Source organism: Bradyrhizobium sp. P5_C12 (genome assembly GCF_054049735.1).
Window position 1 is genome coordinate 1 of sequence record NZ_JBFULU010000065.1, and the last position, 18,089, is coordinate 18,089.

The 18,089-nt window shown below is 64.8% G+C and carries 16 protein-coding genes; 15 read left to right on the forward strand and 1 reads right to left on the reverse strand.

Going from position 1 to position 18,089, the window contains the following annotated elements; translation table 11 throughout:
* Window positions 1-2,134 (reverse strand): DUF5801 repeats-in-toxin domain-containing protein (locus ACXJMY_RS34300; protein ID WP_456623780.1); only part of this gene is annotated, 2,134 nt, incomplete at its 3' end.
* 241 nt (window positions 2,135-2,375) lie between these two features.
* On the opposite strand from ACXJMY_RS34300, the gene ACXJMY_RS34305 reads away from it, so the two are divergent.
* The 15 genes from ACXJMY_RS34305 (at window position 2,376) to ACXJMY_RS34375 (ending at window position 18,082) form a co-directional block, all read left to right on the forward strand.
* Complete coding sequence (locus ACXJMY_RS34305) at window positions 2,376-2,795, forward strand: hypothetical protein (protein ID WP_456623781.1); 420 nt, start codon at window positions 2,376-2,378, stop codon at window positions 2,793-2,795.
* A gap of 271 nt (window positions 2,796-3,066) precedes the next feature.
* Window positions 3,067-3,447, forward strand: coding sequence for a hypothetical protein (locus ACXJMY_RS34310; protein ID WP_456623782.1), 381 nt, complete (start codon window positions 3,067-3,069; stop codon window positions 3,445-3,447).
* A gap of 359 nt (window positions 3,448-3,806) precedes the next feature.
* Window positions 3,807-4,310, forward strand: coding sequence for a hypothetical protein (locus ACXJMY_RS34315; RefSeq protein WP_456623783.1), 504 nt, complete (start codon window positions 3,807-3,809; stop codon window positions 4,308-4,310).
* 401 nt (window positions 4,311-4,711) lie between these two features.
* Window positions 4,712-5,962 carry an ABC transporter substrate-binding protein gene (locus ACXJMY_RS34320; protein ID WP_456623784.1) on the forward strand — a complete coding sequence of 417 codons (1,251 nt, stop codon included), beginning with the start codon at window positions 4,712-4,714 and terminating at the stop codon, window positions 5,960-5,962.
* Window positions 5,963-6,096: 134 nt separating this feature from the next.
* The gene (locus ACXJMY_RS34325; RefSeq protein ID WP_456623785.1) at window positions 6,097-6,924 is read left to right on the forward strand and encodes a helix-turn-helix transcriptional regulator; all 828 of its coding nucleotides are present in this window, start codon (window positions 6,097-6,099) and stop codon (window positions 6,922-6,924) included.
* Window positions 6,925-7,039: 115 nt separating this feature from the next.
* Entirely contained in the window at window positions 7,040-8,050 is a 1,011-nt protein-coding gene (locus ACXJMY_RS34330) for a branched-chain amino acid ABC transporter permease (protein ID WP_456623786.1), read from the forward strand.
* A 1-nt stretch (window position 8,051) separates the two neighbouring features.
* A complete protein-coding gene (locus ACXJMY_RS34335; protein WP_456623787.1) occupies window positions 8,052-9,137 on the forward strand; it encodes a branched-chain amino acid ABC transporter permease in 1,086 nt (361 codons plus the stop codon).
* A complete protein-coding gene (locus ACXJMY_RS34340) occupies window positions 9,130-9,912 on the forward strand; it encodes an ABC transporter ATP-binding protein (protein ID WP_456623788.1) in 783 nt (260 codons plus the stop codon). Before ACXJMY_RS34335 ends, ACXJMY_RS34340 begins: the two co-directional genes overlap by 8 nt.
* Entirely contained in the window at window positions 9,905-12,115 is a 2,211-nt protein-coding gene (locus ACXJMY_RS34345; protein WP_456623789.1) for a Tm-1-like ATP-binding domain-containing protein, read from the forward strand. The genes ACXJMY_RS34340 and ACXJMY_RS34345 overlap by 8 nt, the downstream gene beginning before the upstream one ends.
* 3 nt (window positions 12,116-12,118) lie before the next feature.
* Window positions 12,119-12,952: a phosphoenolpyruvate hydrolase family protein gene (locus tag ACXJMY_RS34350; protein ID WP_456623790.1), complete on the forward strand. Its 834-nt coding sequence runs from the start codon at window positions 12,119-12,121 to the stop codon at window positions 12,950-12,952.
* A 26-nt stretch (window positions 12,953-12,978) separates the two neighbouring features.
* A complete protein-coding gene (locus tag ACXJMY_RS34355; RefSeq protein WP_456623791.1) occupies window positions 12,979-15,885 on the forward strand; it encodes a flotillin domain-containing protein in 2,907 nt (968 codons plus the stop codon).
* A gap of 9 nt (window positions 15,886-15,894) precedes the next feature.
* Window positions 15,895-16,332 (forward strand): SRPBCC family protein, encoded by a 438-nt coding sequence (locus tag ACXJMY_RS34360; protein ID WP_247390209.1) that lies wholly within the window; start codon window positions 15,895-15,897, stop codon window positions 16,330-16,332.
* Between the two features lie 3 nt (window positions 16,333-16,335).
* Window positions 16,336-16,779 carry an SRPBCC family protein gene (locus ACXJMY_RS34365; protein WP_456623792.1) on the forward strand — a complete coding sequence of 148 codons (444 nt, stop codon included), beginning with the start codon at window positions 16,336-16,338 and terminating at the stop codon, window positions 16,777-16,779.
* Between the two features lies 1 nt (window position 16,780).
* A complete protein-coding gene (locus tag ACXJMY_RS34370) occupies window positions 16,781-17,599 on the forward strand; it encodes an FAD binding domain-containing protein (RefSeq protein WP_456623793.1) in 819 nt (272 codons plus the stop codon).
* A gap of 6 nt (window positions 17,600-17,605) precedes the next feature.
* Complete coding sequence (locus ACXJMY_RS34375; protein ID WP_456623794.1) at window positions 17,606-18,082, forward strand: (2Fe-2S)-binding protein; 477 nt, start codon at window positions 17,606-17,608, stop codon at window positions 18,080-18,082.
* Window positions 18,083-18,089: the final 7 nt, after the last annotated feature.

Here is an 18,089-nt window from a genome sequence, read left to right on the forward strand (position 1 = left end):
CTTTGGCGCCCGAGAGCGCGAACGAATAGGCATAGTCGGTCGACTTCTCGCCGTCGGTGCCGGCAATCTTGGTGACGTCGAACAGCGCCTCCAGTTCGCCCTTCACGTCGCCTTCGCCGGCCGCCGTCTTCAGCTCGCCGATCGGATTGGTGCCGGTCGGATCCGGGTCCGTGTTGCCTGAGACGTCGTCGACGGTTCCGTCAGGAAGGCCGTTGGCGCCGCGATCGCCACCGATCGACTCGTCGAGCGACAGCGTCGCGAGATGGGCCGAACCCTCCTCCGGCTGCTGCACCGTCACGTCAATCGACGGGCCGTCATCCTGGAAGCCGATGCTCGACTGTTGGGGCCCCGCGATCACGATCGTGGCCGAGGACGTCGCGGTGTCATTGTCACCGTCGGTGATGGTCGCGGTCAGCGTAACGCCGAGGCTCGCGCCCTCACCGACCAAGTTGAGGAACTGCGTCGAATCGAAATTGTTGAGGTCCGCGCCRTGGTCGATCGCCATGTACTGGTCGACGRCGAGCTGGCCTCCCGAGAGGCTGCCTGCGTTGTCCAGCGTGATGCGGATCGCGATCGGGCCGTTCGGATCGGCGCCGACATGRCCAACGATCTCGGTGTCGCTGACCTTGAACAGRTAGATCGTGTCGTCGGAGTAGGTGTGGTTCGGRTCCGTCACCTTCAACGTGGTGGCGATGCCGCCGCTCTCCGTTWCTTTGGCGCCCGAGAGCGCGAACGAATAGGCATAGTCGGTCGWCTTCTCGGTGTCCGTGCCACCATCCTTGACGACATTGAACAGGGCTGCCAGATCGCCCGGGCTTTCGACATTGCCGACATCGGTCTTCATCGTGCCGATCGGATGGGTGCCGGTCGGATCCGGACTCGTATTGCCCGAGACGTCGTCGAATGTTCCGTCCGGGAAGCCGTTCGCGCCGCGGTCACTGCCGATCGATTCGTCCAGCGACAAGGTTGCAAGACGCGTGGGTCCTTCGCTTCCGTCAGCCACCGTCACCAGGATCGTCGGACCGTCGTCGAGAAATGACACGCCGAGCGAACCGGAAGACAGCGCAGTCGCCGTATTGCCGGAGCCGTCGGCCACCGTCTGCTGCACGAAGACGACGTCGCCAAGCTGAGCGCCTTCGCTCGTGTCAGGGTCGGACGCCGTGCCGTGCTTGATGGCTTCATATTGAGCCACGTCGAGCTTCAGGGTTGCGGGATCGAGGTAGAGCTGGAAGGCAACCGCACCGTTCGGATCGGCCGCGCCGCCAGCCCCCTCTCGACCGACGACGAGATTGCCCTCGGTGAAAAGAAAGATCTCGTTGCCGGTGATCGTGGCCTGCAAACCGGAATCGACGCCAGCGAACGCCGCGCCCGTCGAGGTCGTCAGCGCATAGGTGATCGTTCCGGTGCCGCCGCTGCCGAAACTGGCGCTCGATGACGCGATTTCCGGAAGAGCGCTCTCGGCCCATCCGATCAGTCCGACAGGCGAGAAGACCGCGGGCAATGCAGTATTGAGCTGATCGTTCGCGCCGTTCAGAACCTGCACATCGATGGTTTCATCGTGGATGACGATCGTGTCCGAAAGGGTGAAGCCCGCACTCGGCAGAGTCGTTGCGGGCAGTCCTGCGAACGTCTCCGGGGTGAGCCGAAGATTGCCGAGATCTTCTTGCCCGAGCAGGTCGAGCGGATTGCCGGCGTTCAACGCGTCGACCGCGGCGTTGGAGAAGCTGGCGCCACTCCCTTGCGCGTTGCCGTTACCATCGCCGGCCGCGGGCAGCACAGACTGATCCATGGTGATGGGAAAGAGGCTGGCGAACTCCTGGACGTTGACATCGCGCCCTGGCGCCAGTTCGATCGACAGCAGGTGCTGATCGTCATGGCGGGAATCGAAGACCGGATCGACGGTGATCGTCGACTTGTTGTCGAACAGGATGATCAGCTTCTCGCCGACATGGACGAGCGTGATCTTTTCGTTGGCGATCGAAGAGAAATCGAGCTTGACCTTCTGGTCATATCCGAGATGGACGACCACCGCCTGATCCGTCAGCGGTTTTGCAAGTGTGAAGGTTCGTACTGGGGTTGTGTTGGTCGGAACGGCCGTGCCGGCAGCCTGCGCCACCTGAAATTGTGCGTTCATAAATTACCCCTGCCAAAACTCTATACAGTTCAAATCAAGTCTGAAGAAAGTAAGGCAAAAAATTTCGCTATTAAGCTATTGTTAACCCAGGCGGGGGTCAACGAAATCAACTAGTTAACGAAGGGTTTTTGCCCAACCGTGGTAAATTGGCTGATCAATTCGCACCGGCGCCGAAAACGCATTTAAATTGAGCAGCTTGCACCGCATTGATCGGGAAACTTCGGCAAGCTTGGGAGCACCAATGAGGGTATTATTGTCCGCCGGCGTCGCAATGTTGTTGGGATTCGGCGCGCCGRCCTTGGCGGAAGATGCGCCTCCTCCGGTCGAGCGCACGATCAAATCCGCTTCCAGCAAGGACACGCGGATCGGCGTCTTCATCAATGTACTGCCCGATTGCACGTCGGGTCCCCTGCCGACGATCCGCCTGGTCAATGCGCCCGCATCCGGCAAGGTGACCGTCAAGTCGGCGAAGGTGAAAGCAACCAACTACAAGTCCTGCCTTGCGCTGGAGGTCCCCGCTTACGTCGCATTCTACAGATCGCAGCCCGACTTCGTCGGCGACGACGCCGTGACGATCGAGGTCAGATATGCCAGCGGTCGAACCGAAATTCAGAAAATCACGATCAGCGTGGCCGGTCCCGGCGGGCAACAGAAGATCTAGCCGGGTGGCCTCGTTCTTCCCTGCACCGCGGGCCAACGATGCAATCGAACGCCGTGCGCTACGCTGCCGGTATCATGTTGGCTCGCGTGCCCGGATGCAGCCGAATGTTGCGTTGCCGTCGACCGTCAGGGCCCGCCCCCTCGCCCGCAACCTGATGCGGAACCGCAACCGCCGGGTTGTCTTTTCGAGCCGTCTCATCGCAGCAATTTGACGTTTGGGCTGATTTTTGCTTCTTCTGCTGTCGATTGTTTATTCATTTTGGAGACCGGCAATGCGCGATCGATCAGGCAAGCTTGTTGCGGTGATGGTTCTTCTGGGCTCCGGCCTCGCCGCAATCCCGCATCCGGCCACTGCCGCCGACATGGCTCTGCGGGCTTCACCAAACGCGGTCGGCAGCTGTTCGGAGCTCGTCTTCACCTGCGAGAATGGCAGGCAATATCCGCTGTGCCCGATCGCAGTGTCGATCGCCGGTGACGTCGTCACGGCGTCGCTGCATACGGGCCGGTCCAGCGGCGTGCATGTCCGCCTGGTCCCGATGGGAGTCGGTTATCGCTATGCCGGTCCCGGCATTTGGGTCGACGGCTTCCGGGGGAATGCCTTGCTCAATTTCGGAAAGCACAGCCAGGTCGCCTGCACCATCGAGAACTACTGAGCCAGAAGACGGAGCGGCGCCAGCAGGCGCCGCCCATCGAGCTTGCCCGCTAGCCCCTGCTGCGAACGACGACCGCCCGACCGCGCGGGTACATGTAAGCCTTGGGACGAAGGTAGACCGGACAGTAATTGTCCCACTGGTATTGCTGCCAATTCCATTTCCAGCAGCCGGTCGCGATCTCGGGATCGGGATACCAGTTCAGCCGATACGGTTCATCGCCGAAAGGGTACCGACCACTCTCGGCGCTGGCGGGCGATGCACACAGACAGACGGCGGCGGCAATCGCAGCAAGGCATGACTTATACATGACTTTCTCCAAATATCCGGCATAGTGTCAAACCAATACACCGGGATCAAGCTTGGAAACCTCGGTCGTCCCGGCACTCTCCTCGCCGAGCCGCCTGCCTCGATACGGCGACACCATACGCCTGGTGCCTGAGCCTCTTTTGGAAGTTGCTGTCGGACCGCACCATTGCGAAGCCGTTCAGATCATTGCAATCGAAGTGATTTTCCTCACTGGCCCTCCGACACAAATCCTGTTCATGAAACAATCCATTTCCCTCAATGCGAAGCTTCGGTGGCCCGATGTCAGGGATCATTACGTCGTCGTTTATGAGGGACATGCGATCGGCACCATACATCGGTCGGGAGACAGCTGGTCCTGGTCGATAAGCGTGCCGATGGGTTTACCTGATTGGTCGATCGGGAACGCTTCCAGCCTGCACGAAGGCATCAAGGCACTTGGCAACGCCTGGGCCGGCATCCTGAAGTCGACGAGCGCCGAGCGCCTGCAGCGGGCGTGGGATCTCGAACGGGCTGCCGAGGCACGAAACACCGGTTTCGAGTCCAACACCAACACATAGTGAATAGTGACAGGAGGCCGGACCTTCGCGTCTCGATCTCCCGGTGCACGCGTCCTGCACGCACGACCCCATTGCACATGTCGCACACACGCGAGACCGACAGTACACACCTCACCCGCGTTTGGCGTGCATCAGAGATTTTTGGATAGTCAGATTGGAGAGCGGCCGCGGTGCTCGCCGCAAGCTACTCCCAATCACGCTGCAGCCATGACCGCCGCGACAATGCGTCACCAATCTCGTTGCGGCGCAACAATCAAAATGAGACTGCCCGTCAAACAACCTGGGGGTTACGGCATCCGCACCACACCCGGCATCGGCTAGCCTTGCGTGCAACAACCGGACGTTCGCGCTCACGACATCAAACAATATGGACGCCGGCGGAAACACCAGGGAGGAGACCAATGTTGAAAGGCAGCGTGGGATTGATTGCATTGAGCAGCCTGTTGTTGTCTGGCACGGCGTTCGCTCAGGAGAAGATCAAGGTCGGCGTCACCGCAACGCTGGAAGGCACCTACACGGTGCTCGGCGAGGACGGCATGCGCGGTCACCAGACGGCGCTCAACGTGTTGGGCAAGAAGGTCGGCGACAAGGAGCTCGAGTTCATCGTCGCCTCGACCGATGCGACACCGGACTCCGCAGTGCGCGCCGTGCGCAAGCTGATCGAGCAGGACAAGGTGCAGATCCTGCTGTCGCCGCTCTCCGGCGATGAGGGCATTGCGGTCAAGAACTTTGCCAAGACCCATCCCGAGCTGACCTTCGTCAATGCGGCATCCGGCGCGCAGGAAACCACCTATGTCGACCCTGCCCCGAACTTCTTCCGCTACAACATGGACGGCGCGCAGTGGCAGGTGGGTCTCGGCAAATACGCCTATGACACCAAGGGCTATCGCAAGATCGCGACCGTCGGCGAGGACTACTCCTTTATCTACACCCAGGTCTTCGGGCTGGTGTTGGAGTTCTGCGGCGCCGGGGGCCAGGTCACGAACCGGCAATGGGTGCCGCTCGGCACCAAGGACTTCGCCTCCGTGATCGCTGCCCTGCCCGACGACGTCGACGCGATCTATCTCGGGCTCGGCGGTGCCGATGCCGTCAACTTCCTCAACCAGTACCAGCAGGCCGGCGGCAAGGCGCACCTGATGGGCGGCTCGATCATGATCGACCAAACCATCCTGTCGTCGAAGGGCAGCGCCAAGAACGCACTGATCGGCACCATTGCGGCGAGCGGCCAAGCCGACACCTGGGACGATCCGAACTGGCAGAAATTCGTCAAGGCCTATCAGGATGCCTTCCCGCCAGCCAAGCGCTTCCCGAGCCCGTCGCTGCTCGCGACCAACTATTACGGCTCGACCATGGCGTTGATCCTGGCGCTGCGGCAGGTCAATGGCGATCTCTCCAACAACCAGGCCAAGCTCAAGGATGCGCTGGCGAAGATCGAGATCGACGCGCCCAACGGCAAGATCAAGCTCGACTCCAACCGGCAGGCAATCGGTACCAATTTCGTCACCGAGGTCGTCGATGACGGCAAGGGCGCGCTGTTCAGCAAGGTTGTGAAGGTGATCCCGAACGTCAACCAGACGCTGGGCTACGATCCCGCCGTGTTCGCCAAGATCGGCCTGCCCAGCCGCACGGTTCCGGAATGCAAGAAGTACTGACGTATTTTTTGCAGGCGCGAACAACCCGTGGCTAACGGACGCGGTTGCATCGGAGGCTCTGCTCAGCCTTGCTTTCCTTTCCCGGATGATCAACGCTTGTCGAAAAGACAAGAACATCCCGCGGGAGGGAAGGCATGAGCAGGGCGCTTGCCGTCTTCCACGGCCGGTTCGGCCGCGCGACGGTCTATCAATTGAACCGGCCCTTCAACGTGCATGCGCACCGCGAAGGGCACCTGATCTATCATATCGGCGGCACGCCGGCGCAGATCGATGTTTGCGACCAGCGCATGCTGCTCAACAACGACTCCGTCGTCGCGGTCAACCCTTGGGAACCGCATAACTTCCTGCCGGCGGACGTCGACGATGGCGCGATCTTCTTCGTGCTCTATGTCAACGCAGAATGGTTCGCGCCGATGGCCGCAAATGCACAGAACCTGCGGTTCGGCCGCACTTATTTCCGCCGCACCGAGGCGCTCGACAAGCTGATCCGCCGCACTGCAGCGCTGGTGTGCGGCGCGCCGTCGCTGCGCAGCCTCGACTGCGAACTGCGGCAGCTGATCGACTCCTGTTACGAGGAGAGCTGGCAACCGTCGGAGGCGGGACAGGAGGCGCGCGCTGCAGCCGCGATCACCGATTTTCGCGTGCGCAAATCGATCAAGCTGATGTCGGAAAGCCCCGGCGCCGAGATCGAGCTGGATTCGATCGCCCGGGCCTCCGGCCTGTCGCGGCCGCATTTCTACCGGCTGTTCCGTACCCAGACCGGCGTCACCCCTCACCTCTATATGAACACGCTGATCATGGAGCAGGCGCTGGATGCGCTGGTCGCGACCGAGACGCCGATCGCCGATATCGGCTTCGATCTCGGCTTTTCCTCGCAGAGCGGCTTCACCCGCTTCTTCGCAGCCAATGTCGGCATGGCCCCGACTGATTACCGCCGCGCCGCCAAGGTGTTGCGGCCCTGAGCGGGTACCGTTCGAACGATAAAAGATACTCTGGATCAAATCCGCCGCTGTCGCCCTCGATAGGATACCCGGGATGCGGCCCGATAGAGGTCGCGCGTGAGGGAACGCGACGGAGATGACCCGGTTCATCGAACGCCACCCGGCCTGGGCGCTGATCGTGATCATCGCGATCGCGGTGCTGCTCTGGCTCGTGTTCGCGATCTGGCCGCCGGGCCTGGAGGCCGCGATCGGCCGTAAGCGTGTGTTTCTCAACGCGGTCCTCAACGGCATCACGCTTGGCGGGCTCTATTTCCTGGTGGCGAGCGGCTTCACGCTGATCTTTGGCCTGATGCGCAACGTCAATCTTGCCCACGGCTCACTCTACTTGTTCGGCGGCTATATCGGCTACGCCATCAGCACCTGGACCGGCTCCTGGATACTCAGCTTCATCGCGGCATTCATCGGCGTAGCCCTGCTCGGCGTAATCCTGCAGATCGCAGTGTTCCGGCGGATGGAAGGTCAGGACCTCCGGCAGACCATGGTGACGATCGGGCTCTCGATCGTGTTCGCCGATCTGATGCTCTGGGTGTTCGGCGGCGACTTCTATCAGATCCAGACGCCGGCCTGGCTGGTCGGCCCGATCCAGCTGCCGCTGCTCACGGCCGTGAAATCCTCCGGCGAGCCGGTCTACCTGCAATACCCGCTGGTGCGGCTCGTGATCTTCGTCGCATCCGCGGCGATAGGCATCGCGATGTGGCTCGCGCTCAACCGCACACGGATCGGCATGATCGTGCGCGCCGGCGTCGACGACCGCGACATCCTGGCCGCGACCGGCGTGCGGATCCAACTCGTGTTCGTGCTGGTGTTCGCACTTGGCGCGGGCCTTGCCGGCATCGCCGGCGTCGTCGGAGGAACCTTCCAGTCGCTCTCACCGGGCGAGGATACGCGCTTCCTGCTCGCCTCGCTCGTCGTCGTGATCGTTGGCGGCATGGGATCGATCCCGGGAGCTGCGCTCGGCGCCGTCATCATCGGCCTCGCCGAGCAGCTTGGCTCGGTCTACATCCCGACCTACGCCATCGTCGTCACCTTCCTGATCATGGTGCTCGTGCTGGCCGTGCGGCCGCAGGGCCTGCTCACGAGGCGATGAGATGTCGCTGTTACAGAGCACCCAGCTTCGTGCAGAGCCGGCCGCAACAGCGGCGCGGCGCGCCTTCATCCGGGCCTGGCCGGAATTCCAGAATCCGGCAGTGTGGCTGGTCGCGCTGATCCTCGTGATCATGCCGCTGATCGCCAACAGCTTTTTCCTGATCGAGATCTTCGGCACCACCCTGATCCTGGGCATCATCGCGCTCAGCCTGATGTTCCTCGCCGGCTATGGCGGCATGGTCAGCCTGATGCAGCTCACGATCGCGGGCTTTGCCGGCTACATGGTCGCGGTGTTCGGCGTCAGCGGCAACGCCAATATCAGCCTGGGCTGGCCGTGGTGGCTTGCGACCCCGATGGCACTGGTGCTGGCAACGATCTTCGGCACGCTCGGCGGCGCGCTCGCGGTGCGCACCGAGGGGATCTACACCATCATGATTACGCTGGCGATCGGCGCCGCGTTCTACTATTTCACCAACCAGAACTGGGCGATCTTCAACGGCCATACCGGGATCAACACGGTCGCCACGCCGCATTTCTGGGGCGTCGACTGGCGCTCCGACATCGCCTTTTACTATGTGACGCTCGGCGTCGCGGCGATCTGCTATTTCGCGATCCAGTACGTCTCGCGCGCGCCGTTCGGCCTCGCCTTGCAGGGCGTTCGCGACAATTCCCGCCGCATGGCCACGCTCGGCTTCAACACCAACGCGCACCGCATCGCGGCCTACGCCTTCGCCGCCTTTATTGCGGCGCTCGGCGGTGTGCTGCAGGTCTGGAACTACCGACAGATCTCGCCCGGCTCGGTCAGCGTGGGCGCCTGCATCGATATATTGATCATCGCCGTGGTCGGCGGCATCACGCGGCCGATCGGCCCCTTCATTGGCGCCTTCATCTTCGTCCTGCTGCGCACCTTCGCGATCGACCTGCTGGTCAAGTTCGGGCTCGACGGAAATCGCTTCCGGCTCCTGATCGGGCTCGGCTTCCTCGCCATCGTGCTATGGTCCTCCGACGGCGTGATCGGCCTCTGGGAGCGCTGGCGACGCCGCGATACCGCTTCGGCGACGCGTTCACGCGGAGGCCGCCATGGATAGCGTCGCGCAGCGGCTGTCTGCGGTCGGTGCCGGCGCGGCGCTGGAGCTGCGCGGCGTGACACGGCTGTTCGGCGCGCTTGCGGCGTTGACCGATGTCACCATCACCGTGCGACCCGGCGAACGACGCGCGGTGCTCGGCTCGAATGGCGCCGGCAAGACCACGCTCTTCAATTGCATCACCGGCGACTTTCCACCCTCCTCCGGCACGATCCGCTTCTTCGGCGAGGACATCACCCAGTTCCCGCCCCATGAACGCATTCGTCGCGGGCTGCGCCGCACCTACCAGATCTCCGCACTGTTCCCTGGCCTCACGGTGCAGGACAATGTCTACCTGGCGTGCCGCGGCGTCTCGCGCGGGCGGTTCTCGTTGCTCCGCCCGGGGCTGAACGATGCGCTGATGCACGCAACCGAAACATTGGTGCAGGCGGTGCATCTCACCGCCGTGAAGGACCAGCGCGTCGCCGAGCTCGCGCACGGCGAGCAGCGCCAGCTCGAGATCGCGCTCGCGCTCGCCGGAGCGCCGCGCTTCATCCTGTTCGACGAGCCGGCGGCGGGCCTGTCGCCGACCGAGCGGCGCGAGCTTATCGAGATCCTGACCTCGCTGCCCGCGCATATCGGCTACATCATCATCGAGCACGACATGGACGTTGCGCTGCGCGTGGTCGAGAGCGTGACGATGATGCACAACGGCCGCATCTTCAAGGAAGGCCTGCCAAGCGAGATCGAGTCCGATCCCGAGGTCCAGGAGCTGTATCTCGGAGGCGGCCATGAATGACCGCCGCACCGCGCCCGCGCTGGAGGTGAAAGGTCTCGACGTCTACTATGGGCACTCTCATGCGCTGCAGGGCGTCGACCTCACGCTCGATACCGGCGTGTTCTCCGTGGTCGGCCGCAACGGCATGGGCAAGACCACGCTGTGCAAGGCGATCATGGGCCTGGTTCGCGCCAGCGGCGGCTCGATCCGCATTCGCGGCGAGGAGGTCACGCGGCTGAACCCGGCACGCATCGCGCGGCTCGGCGTTGGCTACGTGCCGCAGGGCCGGCGCCTCTGGCGATCGTTGACCGTCGACGAGCATTTGCAGCTTGCGGCCGGCATGCGGCGCGGTCCCTGGACGGTCGAGCGCGTCTACGACACCTTCCCGCGTCTTGCCGAGCGCAAGTCCAACGGCGGCAGCCAGCTCTCCGGCGGCGAGCAGCAGATGCTCGCGATCTCCCGCGCGCTGCTGACCAACCCGCATCTCCTGATCATGGACGAGCCCACCGAAGGCCTTGCGCCGGTCATCGTCTCCCAGGTCGAGGAGATGCTGGCGCGCCTCGGCGATGAAGGCGACATCTCCGTTCTGGTTATCGAGCAGAACATCGGCGTGGCGACGGCGGTGTCCCGCAATGTCGCCATCATGGTCAACGGCCGCGTCAATCGCATCATCGACTCCGCCCGGCTTGCCACCGACCGCGAGTTGCAACAGCGGCTGCTCGGGGTCGGAACGCATGGCGTAGACGAGGCGGAAATCGAGGCAGGACCAGCGAAGGCCGAAGCAGACGGCCCTCCCCAGCCGGCACGCAAGGGCCCGATCCGCGTCTACGTCTCCAATCCCGTGCAGCCGACACGTTGGTCGCAGCCGGTGCCGATCGCCCGTATCGAAGCTGCCGCTCGCACGCAGTCGACCGGTGTCACGCGACTGGAGGAAGCGACCCGCCAGCGGCGCGAGTCGCCGGCATCCCGGGCCTCCGGGCCGCAAGTCGTGCTGGTCGTCGGCACGCTTGACACCAAGGGCACGGAGCTGCGCTTCATCCGCGACATCGTCGCGGGTAGCGGCCTGCGCACGCGCCTGGTCGACGTCTCGACCAGCGGCAAGGCGACGAGTTGTGACGTCACCGCACAGGAGATCGCGCTGAACCATGGCCGCGGCGGCGCGAATGTGTTCGGCGCCGACCGCGGCGCCTCGGTGACCGCGATGGCTGATGCGTTCGAGAGATGGCTGAGACGCCAGGGCAACGTGGCCGGCATCATCTCGGCCGGCGGTTCGGGCGGCGCCTCACTGGTCGCACCCGGGATGCGGGCGTTGCCCATCGGTGTACCGAAGCTGATCATCTCCTCGGTCGCCTCCGGCGATGTCGGTCCTTACGTCGGCCCCGCCGACATCACCATGATGTATTCGGTGACCGACGTGCAGGGTCTCAACTCGATCTCGCGCACGGTGCTTGCCAATGGCGCCAACGCGATGGTCGGGATGGTCAAGGCCCGGCTTGACGAACAGGCCTCCAGGCAGCGCGACACGGGCCTACGTCTTCCCGCCATCGGCATCACCATGTTCGGCGTCACCACGCCGGCGGTGCAGAAAATCGCGGCCGACCTGCGCGACGACTTCGAATGCCTCGTCTTCCACGCCACCGGCGTCGGCGGCCGCTCGATGGAGAAGCTCGTCGAGTCGGGCCAGCTCGCCGGCGTGATCGATCTTACCACGACCGAGGTCTGCGACCTGCTGATGGGTGGCGTGTTCCCGGCAACCGACGACCGCCTCGGCGCCATCATCCGCAACCGCGTGCCCTATGTCGGTTCCGTCGGCGCGCTCGACATGGTCAATTTCGGCGCTCCCGACACCATCCCCGAGCGTTATCGGCGCCGTAAATTCCACGTCCACAATCCGCAGGTCACCCTGATGCGGACGACGCCGGAAGAAAATGAGCGCATGGGCCGCTGGATCGGCGAGAAGCTGAACCAGATGGATGGGCCGGTGCGCTTCCTCCTGCCCGAAGGCGGCGTCTCCGCGCTCGATGCGCCCGGGCAGCCGTTCTGGGATCCCGATGCGGACGGCGCGCTGTTCCGTGCACTGGAGCAGACCGTACGCCAGACCAGCAACCGGCAAATCACGCGCGTCAGGCGCAACATCAACGATCCCGAGTTCACCGCCGCCATCGTCGGCGCGTTCCGTCCTCTGCTCGGGCGCACCGGTGGACGGCGGAGAGTGGCGAGGTGACCCATGCCAAGGTTTGAACGCACAGCGCTGCTGAAGAAGTTTCGCGACATGGTCGCCCGTGGCGAGCCGATCGTCGGCGGCGGCGCCGGCACCGGGCTGTCGGCGAAGTGCGAGGAGGCCGGCGGCGTCGACCTCATCGTGATCTACAATTCCGGCCGCTACCGCATGGCCGGGCGCGGCTCGCTCGCCGGGCTGATGCCCTATGGCGATGCCAACGCGATCGTCGTGGAAATGGCAGCCGAGGTGCTGCCGGTCGTCAGCAAGACGCCGGTTCTCGCTGGCGTCAACGGCACCGACCCGTTCCGCGACATGGACGTTTTTCTCGACCAGTTGAAGACGCTCGGCTTTGCCGGCGTGCAGAACTTTCCGACCGTCGGGCTGATCGACGGCGTCTTCCGCGCCAATCTCGAAGAGACCGGCATGTCGTATGCGCTGGAGATCGACATGATAGCCAAGGCGCGCGAGAAGGATCTGCTGACCACGCCCTACGTCTTCAGCGAGAAGGAAGCCGCCGCGATGGCGATCGCGGGCGCCGACATCATCGTCTGCCACCTCGGGCTCACCACCGGCGGCACGATCGGCGCGCAGACCGCGCCGAAGCTGACGGACTGCCCGGCGCGGATCGACACCTGGGCTTCTGCCGCACTCAGCGTCAATCCGGACATCCTGGTGCTCGCCCATGGCGGTCCGATCGCGGACCCCGCGGATGCCGATTTCATCATGAAGAACACCCGCCATTGCCACGGCTTCTACGGCGCCTCCTCGATGGAGCGGCTGCCGGTGGAGCGGGCGCTGACGGATCAGGTACGCAAGTTCAAGGCGATCGGCGCGCGGTAACGCCGAGACGATTGAGGGAGGGAAACATGTCAGGGATCCTGGTCGGCGAGTTAATCCTCTGGCTGATCGTCGCGATCGTCGTGATCGTGGTTGGCGTCTACATCGTGAATTGGCTCTACCACCGCTCCTCCAAGGAGGTGTCGTTCGTCCGGACCGGCTTCCTCGGCGAGCGTGTGGTGATCAACGGCGGCGCCTTCGTGCTGCCCTTCATCCACGACTACACGCCGGTCAACATGAACGTGCTGCCGATGGGTATCGTGCGTTCCAAACAGGATGCCGTCATCACCCGCGACCGCATGCGCGTCGACATCGAGGCCGACTTCTATGTCCGCGTCCAGGCGACCCGCGAAGCCGTGTCGATCGCGGCCGCAACGCTGGGCCGCCGCACCATGGAGCCGGAGCAGCTTCACGCGCTGCTGGCCGGCAAGTTCATTTCCGCGATCCGCTCGGTCGCCTCGGAAATGACCCTGGAGGAAATGCATGAGCGTCGCGGCGACTATGTCGCCCGCGTCAAGACCAACGCGGCCGAAGCGCTCGCCCAGAACGGGCTTGAGCTCGAGTCGGTCGCCATCACCGACCTCGACCAGACCGATCTCGAATTCTTCAACCCGTCGAACCGCTTCGACGCCGAAGGTCTGACGCGCCTGATGGAGGACATCGAGGCCAAGCGGAAGCTGCGCAACGACATCGAGCAGGATTCGATGATCAGGATCCGCACCCGCAATCTGGAAGCCGAGCGGCAGGCGCTCGACATCGAGCGCGAGAGCGAGACCGCGCGCCTGGAGCAGGAGCGCGATATCGAGATGCGCCGCGCACTGCAACGGACGGAAGTCGCCCGCGAACGCGCGCTGCGCGAGACCGAGGCCGAGCAGGCGCAGATTTCCGCCCGCGAAACCATCGAACGTGCGCGGATCGCCAACGACCAGGCCATCGCGGAAGCCCGCATCGCCTCCGAGCGCGAGACCCGCCAGAAGGAGATCGAGCGCACCCGCACCATCGAAGAGAAGGAGCTTCAGGCGCGCGAGGAGATCGAGAAAACCCGGATCGCCAATCAGCGCTCCATCGACACGACCCGAATCGCGTCCGAGCGCGAGGTGCGCCAGCGCGAGATCGAGCGGATGCGCACCGTCGAGGAGGCCGAGATCGCGGCCCGCGAGGCGATCGAGAAGGCCCGGATCCAGCAGGACCGGGTCGTCACCGACGCCCGCATCGCCAACGAGGAGGAGACGCAGCGCCGCGAGATCGAGCGCACCCGCGCCGTGGACGAGGCAGAGATCGCGGCCCGTGAGGCCACCGAAAAGGCCCGTATCGCCCAGACCATGATCATCAATGTCGAGCGCATCTCCTCCGACGAGCGCACCCGTGCGCTGGAGATTCAGCAGGTCCGCACCATCCAGGAGGCGGAGATAGAGGCGCAGCGCGCCGTCGAAGCCGCCCGCATCGCACGCGAGCGGACACTGGCCGCCGACCGCATCGCCGCCGAGCAGAACACGCGGCAATTGGAGATCGAGCGCAACCAGATGCTGGAAGTCGCCGGCATCGCCGCGCGCGAGACCACCGAGGCTTCGCGCATCGCCCAGGAGGAGCGCGTCCGCTCGCTCGAGATCGCCCGCACCCGCGCCGTCGAGGAAGCCGACATCGCCTCCCGCGAGGCGATCGAGGCTGCCAGGATTGCGCAGGAGAAGGCCATCGCGGCCGACCGCATCCGGGCCGAGCGCGAGACGCGTTCGCTCGAGATCGAGCGGACCGGCGTGCTCGAGGCGGCCGAGCTGAAGCGGCGCGATGCGATCGAGCGCCAGCGGATCACTGTCGATCTCGCGCTCGAGACCGAACGGATCGCCTCGTCCAAGAAGCGGGAAGTCCTCAACATCGAGCAGAAGCGGGTGATCGAGATCGCCGACGAGGAGCGCGTCATTGCACTCTCGGCCAAGCGCTCGGAGCGCATCGATGCCGACCGCCAGGTCCGGCAAGCCGAGATCGTCGCCCGCAAGGAGGTCGAAACCACGGACGTCTCCCGTGAGCAGGCGCTGGAAGCCGCCCGGATCGAGCGCCGCCGCGCGATCGAGCAGCTCGAGGTCGCCCGCGTCCAGTCGCTCCAGGAGGCCGAGATCGCCTCCCGCGAGGAGGTCGAGCGCGCCCGCATTGCGTCAGATCGCGGCCTCGACGAGGCCCGTGTCGGCCGCGAGCGCGAACTGCGCAAGCTCGAGGTCAACCGCGAGAAGGAGGTCGAGACGGTCTTGATGGAGAAGGCGATCGCCATTCATCAGAAATCGCTGGAGGAGTCTGCCGCCAAGGCGCTGGCCGAGGAAGCGCGGATGCGGGCCACGGAGGCGACCGAACGCGTCATCACCGCGCGCGAGAGCGAGATCGCCAAGCGTCGCCGGACCGTCGAGGTGATGCTCGCCGAGAAACAGGCCGAGGAGACCCGCATCGCCGCCGAAGCCGAGCGCGTCCGCGCCGCCGTCGAAGCCGAGGCACAGCGCATGCTGAACGAAGCCGAGAACGTGCTCACCGACCAGGCGCGCTACTCGCTGTTCCGCCGGAAGCTGCTCGATCGCATCGAGGGCATCGTGCGCGAGAGCGTCAAGCCGATGGAGAAGATCGAAGGCATCCGCATCCTCCAGGTCGACGGCCTCAACGGCAACGGCCATGGCGGCAATGGCGGCCGCAGCGCCACCGACGAGGTGATCGATTCTGCGCTGCGCTACCGCGTGCAGGCACCGCTGATCGACTCGCTGCTGGCGGATATCGGCGTCGAAGGCGGCAGCCTCGCGAAGATGCCGGGCCTGATCCGCGAGGCCCGCGACATGCAGGGCATCAAGGAATCCGCGCGCAAGGGCGGCGGTGGCGGCGACAAGCCGGCTGCCTCACCTGCGCCCCCCGCCGAAGGCGGCGAACCGCCGGCCGAGCGCGGCCCGCGGAAGAAGAGCTGAGGTCGCACCATGCCCCGCGTCTACGTCTCCACCGTCGTCAACGCGCGCAACGACCGCGTCTGGGCGCGGGTCCGCGACTTCAACGGCCTGCCGAACTGGCACCCGGCGATCGCCGAGAGCCGCATCGAGGGGGGCGAGCCTTCAGACAAGATCGGTTGCGTCAGGGATTTCCGCCTGCGCAACGGCGACCGCATCCGCGAGAAGCTCCTGGGCCTTTCCGACTACGACATGTTCTGCACCTATTCGATCCTGGAATCCCCGATGGGCGTCGAGAATTACGTCGCGACCCTGCGGCTCACACCGGTCACCGACGGCGACCAGACCTTCATGGAATGGACCGCTGAATTCGATTGCGCGCCCGAACGGGAGACGGAGCTCGTCAGCAACATCGGCGGCGGCGTGTTCCAGGGCGGCTTCGACGCCCTCAAGCGCGTGTTCGGAGGCTGATCCGTGCCGCATATCGTCAAGAGCACCATCCTGGACGCGCCGACCGACGCGGCGTGGTCGGTGCTGCGCGATTTCAACGGGCATGACCGCTGGCACCCGGCGGTCGCGACCTCCTCGATCGAACGGGCGCAGCCTTCCGACAAGATCGGCTGCGTCAGGCGCTTCAAGCTCAAGGACGGCTCGGAGCTGCGCGAGCAGTTGCTGGCGCTGTCCGATCTCGAACAGACCTTCAGCTATTGCCTGCTCGATACACCGATCCCGATGTTCAACTACGTCGCCCATGTCCGCCTGCTGCCGGTCACCGACGGCGACCGCACCTTCTGGCACTGGGAATCGCGTTTCACCACGAAACCCGAGGACCGGGCCCGCATTACCCATATGGTCGCCGAAGACATCTACCAGGCCGGATTCGAGGCGATCCGCCAGCACCTGAAGGAGGCCGCATAGCATGGCCGTGACGGTAAAGACCTTTGCAAGCGCCAGCGAGGCGGCCGGAGCGCTGTCCTCGGACCGGAGCGCGCGCTATCTCGGCGGCGGCACGCTGGTGATGCGCGCGCTGAACGAGGGCGACGTCTCGGTCTCAACGGTCGTCCGCGCCAGCGACCAGGCGCTGACCCGGATCGACGCATCCGGCCCGCGCGTGACGCTCGGGGCCGGTGTCACCTTCGCGCGGATCCTCGCCGAGCGCGATCTCGCCTTCCTGCACGCCCCTGCCCGCTCGATCGGCGGCCCCGCCGTACGCAACATGGGCACGGTCGGCGGCAATCTGTTCGCGCCGATCCCGTACGGCGACTTCACGGTCGCGCTGCTCGCGCTCGATGCCTCGGTCGCCGTGCAGGGCGGCTTTGGCGCGCGCGACATTCCGATCGAGGAGTTCCTGCAGTCGCGCGAGCGGCAAGCCGGCACACTGGTGCTGTCGGTGTCGTGTACCCGACCGGCGAGCAGCGAGGCGTTCCGCTACCGCAAGATCGCGCGCATCAAGCCGAAGGGCGGCTCCGTCATTACGATCGCCGCGCATCTGCCGGTTTCGGGCGGCCGCATCGTCGGCGCGCGCATCGCACTGGGCTCGATGGCGCCGACGCAGATCCGCGCCCGCGCCGCCGAACGCGCGCTGGAAGGACGTTCGCTGGATGTCGCCACGATCGCGGCCGCGGCTTCCGCCGCCGGCGAAGGAACATCCCCAGCGGACAACGCGCTTGGGAGCGCCTGGTACCGCCGCGAGATCGTCGGCGTGCATCTGCGTCGCCTTTTGTCCGGCCAGGAATAGATCGTCATGTCGAAGATACCACTGCAGTTTCGTCACAACGGCCGCGACGTCGCGATCTTCGTCGATGGCGGCACCAACCTGCTGGTGGCGCTGCGCGAGCTGATCGGCGACATGACGCCCAAATTCGGCTGCGGCCAGGGCGGCTGCGGCACATGCAGCGTGCTGATCGACGGCGAGCTCCATCTCTCCTGCCTGACGCTCGCCGAGACGATCGCCGGCCGTTCCGTCGAGACGCTCGACGGCATGAAGCAGGGTCCGAACCTGCATCCGCTCCAGCGCGCCTTCGCCGACAATTTCGCCGCCCAGTGCGGCTATTGCACGCCGGGCATGCTGATGGCTGCGAAGGCGCTGCTCGACCGCAATCCCTCCCCGAGCCGTGACGAGGTCGTCGAGGCGATCTCCGGCAACATCTGCCGCTGCACCGGTTACGAGCCGATCATCAATGCCATCCTTGCCGCCGCGGGCGGCCGGGCCAGCGCCTGAAGGACCT